The organism is Brevibacillus sp. FSL K6-0770, assembly GCF_038000275.1.
GTDB lineage: Bacteria > Bacillota > Bacilli > Brevibacillales > Brevibacillaceae > Brevibacillus > Brevibacillus parabrevis.
This window is the reverse complement of the sequence record NZ_JBBOBQ010000001.1, coordinates 2485048-2498139: the sequence shown is the minus strand read 5'-3', so window position 1 is coordinate 2498139 and position 13092 is coordinate 2485048. Positions and strand designations below refer to the sequence as shown.

The window sequence follows — 13092 nt, the reverse complement described above, 5'->3', positions numbered from 1 at the left end:
CTTCACCCGTTAGTCATACTGTGAAGCGTCTTCGTTGTAAAGCGTGTTTGCGCGACCAGGCTCATGTACGCCTGTATACATTGTAATCGAAAAAGCGGAGAAGTTCCTCCCCCTTTTCCATCTCCTCCTGGGAATGGAAGGTGATGCGCAGCGCACCGTATATATCTTCACGCGTCTCCCTGATTTGCAGGTTGGTGATGTTGATTTGCTTCGCACCGAGCAACGTCGTAATGCGCCCGATCTCCCCTGGATGGTCAGGAATGTCGATATACAAATCGTTCAAAGGCGGCAAAGCTCCTGTTTTGCGCTCAGGCAAACCGTCGCGGAAGTCGCGGGCTGTCTGGAAGAACCGCTCGATTCCATCCGGGTCGCCTTCTTCCACAAGCTCGACGACATCTTCCAAAGCTTTTGCCCAGTCTTTGGCGATCTTCACAATATGCTCGCGGTTTTGCAGCAATACGTCGCGCCACATGCGCGGATTGCTCGAAGCAATGCGGGTAATGTCACGGAAGCCGCCTGCGGCCAGACGCGCATGCCACGCGTTCTCTTCGTCGTATCCGGCGACCAGGTTGACCAGAGCAGATGCCAGGACATGCGGGAAATGGCTGACTGCTCCCACTACCTGATCGTGGGAATCCGCGTCCATCTGTACTACTTTTGCCCGCGTGAGGGAGAGAAGCTCGGTTAAACGCTCCACTTTTTCTGCTGCCGTGCCAGGGGCTGGCGTCAAAACGTAGTAGGCATTTTCCAACAGTCTGTCCGAAGCCGCCTCCACGCCTGATTTGTGCGATCCGGCCATCGGATGCCCGCCGATAAACGTCACATGCGGCGGAATGACTTCTACCGCCTGTCTGACAATGCCTGACTTGGTGCTTCCCACGTCTGTGACGATGACGTCTGGTTGCAGCTCCATGTCTTGCAACAAGCGCAGTGTAGCTACGATTTGCTCGACGGGGGCTGCGAGGAAAATGACATTGGCTTCGCGGACAGCCGTTTGCAAATCAGTCGTTCCAGCGTGAATCACTCCAAGTGTCAACGCTTTATCTAATGGTTCTTGTCGTACATCGTAACCGACAACACGGATATTGGGGTCACGTCGCATGGACAAAGCGATCGAACCGCCAATCAATCCGACACCGATTACAGTGATGGTTACTTTTTTCATCTCCACTTCCTGTCCTTCCTCATATGCGCGTAGACAAAGATGCCGGGGAACGCCCGGCATCTCGTGTCCGTTATTTCAATGCGCCAGTTACGATTTCTTTTAGCACAGACAAAATCTTTTCGTTCTGTTCTTTTGTTCCCACTGTAATCCGTTGATATCCAGGGAAGCCGAGCGCATTGCCCGAGCGAACGATGATTCCGTTCATCAAGAGCTTTTTGAATACTTCATCGGAATCCATTTTCAGGTCTACCAAAATGAAGTTGGTTTGCGTCGGGAAGTAGGAAAGTCCCCAATCGTCGAATGCGTCAGTCAATTGCTTCAAGCCTTCGCGGTTGCGGTCGCGGCAAGAGATGACAAACTCCTGATCGTGCAGGGCCGCACGTGCTGCCACCTGACCAAGCGCTCCGGTATTGAACGGCTCGCGGACGTGCTCCAGAGCGGACACAAGCTCTTCGGAGGCGATGCCGTAGCCGATGCGCAGCGTTGCCAAGCCGTAAATCTTGGAGAACGTGCGCAAAATGATCAGGTTCGGATACTGGGACAGCATCGGAACGGTTTGCGGATACGCGGAATCAACGACATACTCGTAATAAGCCTCATCCATGACGACGAGAACGCTGCTCGGCACTTTTTGCAGGAACGCTTCCAGCTCTGTCGCCGTAACGATCGTGCCGGAAGGGTTGTTCGGATTACATACCCAGACGACTTTCGTCTGCTCGTTGATGGCAGCCGCCATCGCTTCCAGATCGTGCACGCCATCCTTGAGCGGAACCTCGATCAGCTCTGCCCCTTCGATAATCGCATTGGAGCGATATTGGGAGAACGTCGGCGTAGCCATGACGGTGTTCGTGCCTTCGCTCAGGAAAGCGCGAGAGATCATCAACAAGATTTCATCGGAGCCATTTCCGAAGATCAGTTGACTAGGCTTCACACCGAGGGCATCTGCCAAGTCCCAGCGCAGGTTGAGGCTTGCGCCGTCCGGATAAAGAGCGAGATTGTCCAGTTGTTCCGCAATAGCTGCCTTTGCCTTTGGCGAGCAGCCATAAGGATTCTCGTTGGACGCCAGCTTGATCACTTCTGTCAAACCAAACTCCCGTTTGACGTCTTCAATGGGTTTCCCTGGCTGATATACCGGGGCATTGAGTATGCGTTGCTTCGGTTGCATCCACGTTCACTCCAGTCACATTTTTCCCACTATTGTAGCGCACTCGCCAACTGATGTACAAACGTTTTTATTTTTTCAACAGCATCTGGCATTCGTGCCGGATCTTTCAGTTCGTTCTCGTAGTTTTCAATCTGCTGCACAATCGCACTGCCCACGATTACCCCGTCCGCATGAGGAGCCACGGCCCGCACCTGCTCTGGTGTAGAAATGCCGAATCCGACAGCAGTCGGCGCACTCGTACTCGCCTTCACCCGCTGCAAAAAGTCTGCCAAATCCTCGCGCAAATCCGTCCTCGCCCCTGTCACGCCGAGCGACGAGACGCAATACAAAAAGCCTGTCGCCTGTTCGCCGATCGTTTGGATGCGCGCTTCGGAAGTCGGCGCGACCAGCGAAATGACATGAAGGCCGTTTTGCTTCGCCGCCGCAACGCAAGGGCCGTTTTCTTCAATCGGCAAATCGGGAATGACGACGCCATCTGCCCCGTGTGCCGCTATTTCCGCAAAAAACCGCTCGACTCCATATTGCAGCACCGGGTTGAAGTAGGAGAACAACACGATGCCCGCTTCTACTTTCGACTGGCGCAAACGGCTCACCAGTTGCAAAGCGTCTGCAATCGACACGCCGTTTTCCAGTGCGCGCTGGGAAGCTCGCTGAATGGTAGGGCCGTCTGCCAGCGGGTCAGAGTAAGGTATGCCCAGCTCGATCACATCGGCTCCGGCCTCCGCCATGGCGGTCACAAGCTGAAAAGTCGCTTCGATAGTTGGATCGCCCACCGTAATGAACGGGATAAAACGCTTGCGACTGCGATCCGCAAACAAACGGTCGATTCGATTGGTAGCTGCCGTCATTACGCCTCGCCTCCTTCTGTCCGTTCTGCCAACGCTTCCTGAATGGTCAACACGTCTTTGTCTCCGCGCCCCGACAGGCAAATGACCAGCACTTGCTCAGGAGACATTTGCGGAGCGCGCTTGATCACTTCCGCAATCGCATGAGCGCTCTCCAGCGCGGGGATGATGCCTTCCGTCCGGCACAAAAGCTCGACTGCCGCCAGCGCCTCCGCATCTGTGACAGACGTATACGTCACTCTGTCCGTATCTTTCAAATACGCATGCTCGGGGCCGACACCCGGATAATCCAGCCCGGCGGAGATGGAATGCGCTTCTTGCACCTGTCCATGCTCGTCTTGCAGCAAGTAGGTAAGCGAGCCGTGAATCACTCCTGGACGTCCAAGCGTCAAGGTTGCCGCGTGTTTGTCCGTATCGATTCCTTTTCCCGCCGCTTCCACGCCGCGCAGCGCAACAGACTCATCCTGGATGAACGGATAGAACATGCCGATCGCATTGCTTCCGCCTCCTACGCACGCGACCACTTCGTCGGGCAATTTGCCGAGCTGTTCCAACACTTGACGCCGGGTTTCCTCTCCGATGATTTTCTGGAACTCGCGGACCATGTACGGATAAGGATGGGGGCCGACGACCGATCCGATGACGTAAAACGTTTCCTCTACGTGAGAAACCCAGTGGCGAATCGCTTCATTCGTCGCGTCTTTGAGTGTGCGCGAACCCGATACCGCCGGAATGACTTCCGCTCCGAGCAAGTTCATGCGAAACACGTTCAGCGACTGACGGCGAATGTCTTCCTCGCCCATGAATACTTTGCAGGAAAGCCCCAGCTTCGCTGCCACGGTAGCGCTCGCGACACCGTGCTGGCCCGCTCCTGTTTCCGCGATAATCGATTTTTTGCCCATCCGTTTTGCCAAAAGGGCTTGACCGAGCGCGTTGTTCAGTTTGTGCGCCCCGGTATGGTTGAGGTCTTCGCGCTTGAGGTAGATTTGCGCCCCGCCAAGCTCTTGCGTCAACCGTTCAGCGTACGTCAACGGCGTAGGACGCCCAGCGTATTTGCTCAGCAGCTCATTCAGCTCTGCTACGAACTGTGGATCACGTCGCGCTTCCTCAAAAGCAGTCTCCAGCTCGTACAAAGCGTTCATCAACGTTTCCGGTACGAATTTCCCTCCAAACGCTCCAAAACGTCCATTTTCGTCAGGCACGACCCGCGCGGTTGTCTGTGTATTGCTTGGCATGCGCCTTCACCCTCTCCACCAGTTTTTTTATCTTTTCTCCGTCTTTCTCTCCATCCGTTTCCACTCCGCTGGACACATCGATCACAGGGGCCTGATACGTTTCGAGCAGCTCTCCGACATTTTCGGCGTGAATGCCGCCCGCGATGATGCAATCAGCCGCTTGGCACGCAGCCTTCAACAGAGGAATCTGCTCCCACGAAAACTTTTTCCCGGTTCCCCCGGCTTGGGCAGGGTCATACGTATCGAACAAAAAGGCGCTTACGATCCCTTGATACGCTCCAATCGCCCGGGCTGCATCCTCTTCGCCGCCGACAGCCAGCGCTTTCCACACTTCCACGGAAAAACGTTCCCGCACTTGACGGCAAAATTCCGGCGTCTCCTGCCCGTGCAGCTGCACGACAGCGAGCGGCACTTCCTGCAGCACCGCCGCCAACTCGTCCAGCGTCGGGTTGACGAACACGCCCACCGCTGGCGGATGAGCCGGGACGGCTGCAAGCAGCTCTCCAGCCGTCCGTGCGTCGATCCTGCGCTTGCTCGGGGCAAAAACCAGGCCCACGTAGTCGACATCCAGCTCTTTCAAAAGCGCAAGCGTTTCCGGGCGTTTGATCCCGCAAATTTTTAATCGGGTCACAAACTCACCCCCGCTTTCGCTCCAACCAGCTCGATCACCGCTTGCGCTACGTCTGGCTGACGCATGAAATGCTCTCCCACCAAAACGGCGCGCGCTCCTGCTCTCCTTACCTTCTCGACATCCTCCGCTTTGGAAATGCCGCTTTCGCTCACGACTGTCAACGAGGCAGGCAGTCCGCCAATCAGTTCGTCTGTCACAGCGAGATTCGTCTCGAATGTGCGCAAATTCCGGTTGTTGATTCCGAGCAGCTTCGGTTCGATCGCCCGGAATACGCGGTCGCATTCCGGCTTGTCATGCACTTCGACGAGCACGTCCATCCCCAGCTCTTCTGCGGTTTGATACAAATGCCGCAGTTGCTCGTGATCGAGAATCGCCGCGATGAGCAAAATGCAATCCGCGCCCGCTGCCCGCGCTTCCACGACCTGGATGTCCTCGATGAGAAAATCTTTGCGCAGGAGCGGACGGTTTACCACTTCGCGGATGCCTTGCAAATAAGCCAGACTTCCTTGGAAAAATGTCTCGTCGGTCAAGACGGACAAGCATTCTGCTTCGGCAGCTTGATACGCCTGCGCGATTTGCAGCGGCTCAAAATCCGGGCGAATCAGCCCTTTGGACGGAGACGCCTTCTTCACTTCTGCGATGACGCTGACTGGACGGGAACTTTGCACAAGCGCTTGATGGAAGCCGCGCGGACGATCCTGGTTTTTCGCTTGCTCAAGCAAGTTTGCGATCGTCGTCGCTTGTTTCAGGTGAGCAATTTCTTCGCGTTTCTTTTCCACAATGTTAAGAAGCATGAATCATTCCTCCTGCAATTTGCCGGATGTGCTCCAGCTTGCGCATGACCAGTCCGTCGTCGATCAGCTCTGCCGCCCGAATCACTCCTGCCTCAATGGAACGCACGCGATCAGACAAGTAGAGGATCGCTCCTGCATTCAACAGCACGATGTCGCGTGCCGCACCGCGCTTGCCAGCGAATACATCGCGAATGATCTCGGCATTTTCGCTCGAATCCCCGCCGCGCAGCGCATCTTTATCGTGTCGGCGCAATCCGAACTGCTCGGGATCGATCTCGTACGTGCGAATCTGGCCATCTCGCAGTTCAGCGATCTGGCTCGTTCCCGTCACGGTCAGCTCATCGAGTCCGTCCGAGCCAGCCACGACCAGCGCCCGCTCTACGTGCAGCTCTCGCAGTACAGCCGCAACCGTCGGGAGCAGCTTCGCATCGTAGACGCCCATGAGTTGGTGACTGGCGTTTGCCGGGTTGGTCAGAGGGCCGAGCAAATTAAACACGGTGCGTACAGCCAGCTCCTTGCGCGGTCCGGCTGCATGCTTCATCGCCTGATGGTACAGCGGGGCAAACAGGAAGCACAGATTGGTAGCACGCAAGCAATCCGCAGCCTCTTTTGGCGACAGGTTGACCGGAACTCCCAGCGCTTCCAGCACATCCGCACTGCCGCTCTTGCTCGATACGGCACGATTGCCGTGCTTGGCGATCCGCACGCCATCGCTTGCCGCCACAATCGCACTCGCCGTCGAGATGTTGAACGTGTTGCTGCCGTCTCCTCCGGTGCCGCACGTATCGACCAAGCCGGGATGATCGATCGGAAAACGCATCGCTCGTGCCCGCATCGCCTGGGCAAACCCGATAATTTCCTCAACCTGCTCTCCCTTGAGCCGCATGCTGGCCAAAAAGGCGCCGATCTGGGCAGGAGTCGCTTTGCCGTCCATGATCTCTCCCATTGCTTCCTCAGCGATTGCTCGTGTCAAATCGCTTCCTTGCAAAATTTGTTCCAGTGCATAGGTCAGCATAGCAATTCCTCCTTGCGCGCAAATAGCTGTTCTGCTTTTTCCAGGGCCGAAATCATCGCGGCCGCCTTGTTTACCGTTTCCTGATATTCGCTTGCCGGAATGGAATCCGCCACGATGCCTGCGCCAGCCTGCACATGCGCGTATCCATCCTGGAAGAACAAAGTGCGAATCGTAATGCAACTGTCGAGCGAGCCGTCAAAGGAAATGTAGCCGATCGCTCCCGCATACAAATGGCGCTCATCCTGTTCCAGCTCGGCTATAATTTCCATCGCCCGCAGCTTCGGCGAGCCTGAGACAGTTCCCGCAGGAAAGGCGCTCAACAGGGCGTCAAACGCGTGCAGTCCCTCGCGCAGCTTGCCTGTCACATGCGATACCATGTGCATCACATGCGAGTAATTTTCGATGACGAGCGCCTCCTCCACTTGCACGCTTCCGTACGCGGAGACTTTGCCGACGTCATTTCGGCCCAAATCGAGCAGCATGTAATGTTCGGCCCGCTCTTTTTTGTCTGCCAAAAGGTCTGCGGCCAGCTCCTCGTCCTCTTGCGGTGTCGCGCCTCTTTTTCTCGTCCCGGCAATCGGGCGCATCTCGACTTTTTCATCCTCCACCCGCACGAGCAGCTCAGGAGATGTTCCGACCACCGTCTCGCCTGCGTATTCGAGGTAGTACATGTACGGAGAAGGATTCAGCGTACGCAGCAGCCGGTACACGGCAAACGGGTCGACATCGGTCTTCACGGAAAAGCGCTGGGAGAGCACGACCTGAAAAATGTCTCCTGCGGCGATGTACTCTTTCGCCTGTTCGACCATGCGCTCGTATTGCTCGCGGCTCATGTTTGGCTCGACCTGCAGCGGTTTGGGCGAATCGACTGCCACTTGAATCCGGCTGTCCTGTTCCAGCGGAGCGGTGACTTTTTCCGCCAATTGCTCCAGCCGTTCGCAGACTAGCCTGTATTTTTCGTCAATAATGGCTGGCGAATCTCCTGGCTCGACGTGCAAATTCACGATCAACTGAATTTCTTGTTTCAGGTGGTCGAACGCGATCATCTCGTCGACGAACAGAAAACGCATGTCAGGAGCTTGAACCGCTTCCTTGCGATGGGCCGGGAGGTTTTCAAAATAGCGCAGCGTATTGTAGCCAAAAAAGCCGACCGCTCCGCCGCTAAGCCGGGGAAAGCCCGGCAGCTTGGGGCTTTTGAAGCGATCTGTCTCCTCGCGCAAAAAGTCGACGGGATTGCCTGTCATCGCTTTGCGCTCACCGCTTCGCGACACAACGGAGATGTCTGCTCCTTTTGCTTCCACGATCTGAAAAGGGTTCATCCCGATGAAGGAAAAGCGTGCCCAGCGCGCGCCGCCTTCTACGCTTTCCAGCAAAAACGAATCGCTGGTGCGAATCTTCTGATACAAACGGATAGGAGTCTCCTGATCAGCCAGAAGTTTCAAGCTCACAGGAATCAGGGAATACGACGCCGAAAGGGTCTTGACTTCGGCAAGGGAGGGAAAATACATGGAACTCTCATCTCCTTTTTAGTGGGAGCGAAAAGGACGAAGACACCCGTCTTTTCACCACCCGCTGTCTAGAGCGAGAGGTAGGGGGAGAAAAAAATATACAAAAAAATCCAGCAAAAAGAACTGGATCGGGTAGATAAATATGTACCCAGCCTGCTCTTCTCTCCTCAACCTAACTCATCTCTACTCTGCTCTACTCATTCTCATCTCAGCCGGAATTGGCTCTTCACGAACAAACGAGGCGCTCTCGTTTCACTTATGGTAAAAGAGAGCGCCCTGATTGTCAACTGCGATTTGTCAAATCAGGTCGAAGCTTTACAGCATCCCGCAAGAAGACGTGTTGAATCTCTTTTGCCGATTTCTCTGTGTTGACATGCATCATGACACGTATACAGAGCGGCAAGCTGCCTGGTACAGGAATTTCGCGTGCGCACATCAGGGGAACATACTGCCACGCTTCCCCTTCAAGAAGACGTGCCGCCTGGGCGGGAAATGTCGCACACAAATCCTCTGTCGTCGTGATGATAATGCTGCCAATCTCTTCAGGATTCACTTCATTGCGCGTAACCATTTCTTCCAGCAGCCACTTCGTGGAAGAGACAATCTCGTCTCGCGTATCGGCTTCCACCGTGACTGCGCCTCTAATTCCTCGCATTCCCATTACAAAGCCCCCGCTTCTTCACTCATTACTGTCAGGATGAGCTGTTCGTCTACATTTTTCACAATCTCCGCCTGCCCGATTGCGCTAGGCAATACGAGGGCAAGCTTGCCGCCAACGGTCTTCTTGTCCCGCTTCATCGCATCGAGTACATCTTGCGGCAGCAGTCCTTTTGGCCAAGCCGTAGGCAAATGGTACAAACCAATCAAGTGCTTCGTGCGGTCGTACACACCGTTTGGCGCAAGACCGATTCGCTCCGCTAGTTTGGCAGCCAGACACATCCCGATTGAAATCGCTTCGCCGTGATTCAGCGTGGAGTAAGCTGACAACGCTTCAAACGCATGCCCGAACGTATGCCCCAAATTCAATAGCGTCCGCGGGCCCTGCTCCGTCTCGTCAGCAGAGACAATCGCAGCCTTCACTGCGCAGCCTTTTTCAATCGCTTTCCCTAACAATTCTGAATCAAGCTCCCACAGGCTTGCGGCGTTCTCCTCCAGCCAATCTGCAAAGGAAGCATCGGAAATAAGGGCGTGCTTGATTACCTCGGCAAAGCCGGCAGCCACTTCACGCTTGGGCAAAGTGTGCAGCACTTTTGTGTCATAGATCACGACGCGAGGCTGATGAAAAGCGCCGATCAAGTTTTTCCCCAATGGGTGATTGATCGCCACTTTCCCTCCGACGGAGCTGTCGTGGGCAAGCAAAGTAGTCGGCAACTGGACAAAATGAATGCCGCGCATAAACGTAGCCGCCACGAAGCCAGCCAAATCTCCCACGACTCCGCCGCCCAATGCGAGAATCGCAGATTGGCGATCCAATCCCGCTTGAATCGCTTCGGTCATCAGCCGCTCATAGACTGGAAGACTTTTCGATTGCTCGCCCGCTTCCACTACGCTCGCTGTCGCGTTGTATCCGGCAGCGCGCAGAGCATCACGCAGCGGCTCTAAGTAACGAACCGCCACGTGCTCATCTGTTATAATCATGAGTTTGCTTGTGGAGACAACCCCTGCCTCCGCAAGCAAACCAGGCACCTGCTGCAATAGAGAATCACCGATCACAATCTCGTAGGAACGCTCTCCCAGCTCTACTGTCAGTCTGTTGGTATCCATTAGAATTTCTCCGTGTACGCGCGGTATTCACGCACGTTTTCAATCATGTCGTCCATGGAATCACTCGGGAATTTCTCGCACATCGCTTGGGCGATTTCCCATGCCACCACAGCTTCTGCCACGACACTCGCTGCGGGAACCGCGCAGCTGTCGGAGCGCTCGATGCTGGCCGAGAACGGCTCTCTGGAGTCGATATCGACGCTCATCAGCGGCTTATACAGCGTCGGGATCGGCTTCATCACACCTCTGACAACGACAGGCATGCCTGTGGTCATGCCGCCTTCCAGTCCGCCTGCCCGGTTTGTTTTGCGACTGTAGCCTGTTTCCTCGTTCCAAACGATCTCGTCATGAACTTGGGAACCTTTCAAATCCGCAGCTTCAAACCCGATTCCGATCTCCACGCCTTTGAAGGCTTGAATGCTCATGATCGCCTGAGCGAGTCGTCCGTCCAGCTTGCGGTCCCATTGCACGTGGCTGCCCAAGCCGATCGGCACGCCTTCCACGATGACTTCAACCACGCCGCCGAGAGAATCCCCGTCTTCTTTGGCCTTGTCGATCGCTGCCATCATAAGCGGCTCCGCTTCTTTGTCCAGGCAACGGACAGGTGATTCTTCCGTGCGGGCGATCAGCTCTTCCAGGCTGACTTCCTGGCGTTTTGCCACGACATCGTTGATCTGCAACACTTGTCCGCCGATCTGGATGCCAAAAGCGGCGAGCAATTGACGCGCTACTGCGCCGACCGCAACACGCACAGTTGTTTCGCGGGCGCTGGAACGTTCCAGAATATTTCGCATATCCCGTTGATGATATTTAATCGCACCGTTCAAATCAGCATGGCCTGGGCGCGGGCGAGACACGCGGCGTTTTTCCTCTGCGCCCTCTTCTACCGGCTCGGCACTCATGATCGTCTGCCAGTGCGTCCAATCCTTATTTTCAACAACCAGCGTGATCGGTGCTCCTGTCGTATACCCGTGGCGCACGCCAGACAAAATTTTCACCTGGTCCTTTTCAATTTGCATTCTCCGGCCCCGCCCGTGACCTTTTTGGCGGCGCGCCAGCTGTTCGTTGATTGCCTCAATGGAAATCGGCAAGTTGCTTGGGATTCCCTCGATGATCGCTGTAAGCTGCGGTCCGTGGGACTCCCCCGCTGTCAAGTAACGCATCTCTTCCTTCCTCCATCCTCCAGGCAGCTCATGTCCCCAGTTCCTTCCGGTTCGGGTCGCTGTCCTTTATCACTTTTAAGCGCTATAATATCATACCTGTCTCGCTCTGGAAACACAAAAAGTACAATCCTACGCGAAAACCTTTCGCTTGAAGAAAAAACGCCCCTCCAATGGAGAAGCGCTTCGCTTGCAGATGGCGCTGACTAGAAAGGATCGACCATCAAAAATGGATTGGGGCTCAGCGGCCTTCTGGAATGATCCACACGTATCAAATCATCCAGCTGAGTTTTTTCAGCCCCAAGTATTTGTCCGCATTCTTGCAACGTAATCAAACCCCGACGGTATGCTTCGATGACCTTGTGCTTATCCATCTGCTGCCTCCCTTGGCAAAGTAAGTATTCCTAGTCTTGGGAAAAAGGAGCAGAGTTATACACACGGCCATAGAGAATCATCCCATTTTTCGGTAAAAGAATGTGTCTTCCGTCTCCAGCTGGTATTGCTGCGGCTGGAAGATTTGCTCCGTGCTGCCCACAAACAGCACGCCGCCCGGTTTGAGCGCCCGGCTGAATTTGTGGTACAGCTCGTGCTTGGCTTCCTCTGTAAAATAGATCATCACATTGCGGCAAATGATCAAATCGAACTGGGTATCAAACGTATCCGCCAGCAAGTTATGCTTTTTGAACGTGACACGCTTTTTCACCTCTTCGGAAATCCGGTAGCTGAGCGTGTCTTTGACGAAGTATTTGTCCACAAGCTCTTTCGGACAATCTTGCAAGGAACGGTCTGTGTACACGCCTTGCTTTGCCTTGGACAAAGCGCCCTCATCGATATCCGATGCCAGCACCGTAGCATCCAGACGCTTGCGCAGCAAAATCAGGGAGAGCGTGTACGGTTCTTCGCCAGTGGAGCAAGCCGCGCTCCAGCACTTGACACGCGACGATTGCTTGGCAAGCCGCGGCAAAATTTTGTTCTCCAGCACCTCCCAACGACCTGGGTTGCGGAAAAACTCGGAGACGTTGATCGTCATCCGATCGAGAAACTCGTAAAAAAGCTCCTTGTCCTTTGCAATCGCATCAAAATATTGGACAAACGTGCCGTAGCCCCGCTTTTGCCGCAACGAAGTCAGGCGCCGCTTCATCTGTGCTTCCTTGTAGAGGGCAAGATCAATTCCGGTCATTTTTTTAACGCTTGCAATAAATTGGAGAAAGTCTTTATCTTCCATTCAGAATCGTACCCCCTTTCATACCTGTTGTTCATCATTTCGCTATCGTTCGCCAAATTCCTATCCATTTCGCGGGAGTTTTTGACGAAAAAAAGAAAAAACCCCAAAAAGGGGTTTTTGTGGTGATATCTTAGATCCAGCGTTGGATTGTTTTCTCGAAGGAGAGAACTTCTTCAGCGGAGAACCAGAGACCGATTTCACGCTCAGCGCTTTCTGGGGAATCGGAACCGTGGATGATGTTCATGCCCACGGAAGTAGCGAAATCGCCACGGATTGTGCCGGAAGCTGCATCTACTGGGTTTGTTTTGCCCATCATAGCACGAGCTGTGGAGATCACGTTGTTACCTTGCCATACCATAGCGAATACAGGACCGGAAGTGATGAAGTCAACCAGTTCGCCGAAGAATGGGCGCTCTTTGTGCTCAGCATAATGTTCTTCAGCCAGTTCGCGGCTTACAGTCATCAGCTTAGCGCCAACGAGTTGGTAGCCTTTTTTCTCGAAACGGGATACGATTTCTCCGATCAGGTTACGTTGTACGCCGTCAGGTTTTACCATAAGGAATGTTTTTTCCATTGTAAGTATGC

14 protein-coding genes are annotated in these 13092 nt (G+C 54.5%); all 14 read right to left on the bottom strand.

The annotated features are described in order from the left end of the window. Positions 1–61 precede the first annotated feature (61 nt). A complete protein-coding gene (locus tag NST23_RS12295; protein ID WP_122963657.1) occupies positions 62–1165 on the bottom strand; it encodes a prephenate dehydrogenase in 1104 nt (367 codons plus the stop codon). A gap of 70 nt (positions 1166–1235) precedes the next feature. Next, on the bottom strand, positions 1236–2330 hold the full coding sequence (gene hisC / locus NST23_RS12290; protein WP_122963568.1) for a histidinol-phosphate transaminase: 1095 nt from the start codon (positions 2328–2330) through the stop codon (positions 1236–1238). A 29-nt stretch (positions 2331–2359) separates the two neighbouring features. Then, positions 2360–3178 carry a tryptophan synthase subunit alpha gene (trpA, locus tag NST23_RS12285; protein WP_242771743.1) on the bottom strand — a complete coding sequence of 273 codons (819 nt, stop codon included), beginning with the start codon at positions 3176–3178 and terminating at the stop codon, positions 2360–2362. Beyond that, positions 3178–4410, bottom strand: coding sequence for a tryptophan synthase subunit beta (gene trpB, locus NST23_RS12280; protein ID WP_122963570.1), 1233 nt, complete (start codon positions 4408–4410; stop codon positions 3178–3180). The genes trpA and trpB overlap by 1 nt, the downstream gene beginning before the upstream one ends. Further along, on the bottom strand, positions 4370–5041 hold the full coding sequence (locus NST23_RS12275; protein WP_173595815.1) for a phosphoribosylanthranilate isomerase: 672 nt from the start codon (positions 5039–5041) through the stop codon (positions 4370–4372). Before NST23_RS12275 ends, trpB begins: the two co-directional genes overlap by 41 nt. Further along, positions 5038–5835, bottom strand: a complete 798-nt coding sequence (trpC, locus tag NST23_RS12270; RefSeq protein ID WP_340963734.1) for an indole-3-glycerol phosphate synthase TrpC — start codon at positions 5833–5835, stop codon at positions 5038–5040. Before trpC ends, NST23_RS12275 begins: the two co-directional genes overlap by 4 nt. After that, positions 5825–6850: an anthranilate phosphoribosyltransferase gene (gene trpD / locus NST23_RS12265; protein ID WP_328140513.1), complete on the bottom strand. Its 1026-nt coding sequence runs from the start codon at positions 6848–6850 to the stop codon at positions 5825–5827. Before trpD ends, trpC begins: the two co-directional genes overlap by 11 nt. Continuing rightward, positions 6844–8358 carry an anthranilate synthase component I gene (gene trpE, locus NST23_RS12260; RefSeq protein ID WP_122963574.1) on the bottom strand — a complete coding sequence of 505 codons (1515 nt, stop codon included), beginning with the start codon at positions 8356–8358 and terminating at the stop codon, positions 6844–6846. Before trpE ends, trpD begins: the two co-directional genes overlap by 7 nt. 283 nt (positions 8359–8641) lie before the next feature. Then, positions 8642–9019 (bottom strand): chorismate mutase, encoded by a 378-nt coding sequence (gene aroH / locus NST23_RS12255; RefSeq protein WP_122963575.1) that lies wholly within the window; start codon positions 9017–9019, stop codon positions 8642–8644. After that, complete coding sequence (gene aroB, locus NST23_RS12250; protein ID WP_340963732.1) at positions 9019–10122, bottom strand: 3-dehydroquinate synthase; 1104 nt, start codon at positions 10120–10122, stop codon at positions 9019–9021. The genes aroH and aroB overlap by 1 nt, the downstream gene beginning before the upstream one ends. Continuing rightward, on the bottom strand, positions 10122–11285 hold the full coding sequence (aroC, locus tag NST23_RS12245; protein ID WP_122963577.1) for a chorismate synthase: 1164 nt from the start codon (positions 11283–11285) through the stop codon (positions 10122–10124). Before aroC ends, aroB begins: the two co-directional genes overlap by 1 nt. 203 nt (positions 11286–11488) lie before the next feature. Then, positions 11489–11656, bottom strand: a complete 168-nt coding sequence (locus NST23_RS12240; RefSeq protein ID WP_007785434.1) for a hypothetical protein — start codon at positions 11654–11656, stop codon at positions 11489–11491. Between the two features lie 77 nt (positions 11657–11733). Then, positions 11734–12507, bottom strand: a complete 774-nt coding sequence (locus NST23_RS12235; RefSeq protein ID WP_122963578.1) for a CheR family methyltransferase — start codon at positions 12505–12507, stop codon at positions 11734–11736. Between the two features lie 130 nt (positions 12508–12637). Then, entirely contained in the window at positions 12638–13081 is a 444-nt protein-coding gene (ndk, locus tag NST23_RS12230; protein ID WP_063226951.1) for a nucleoside-diphosphate kinase, read from the bottom strand. Positions 13082–13092 lie beyond the last annotated feature (11 nt).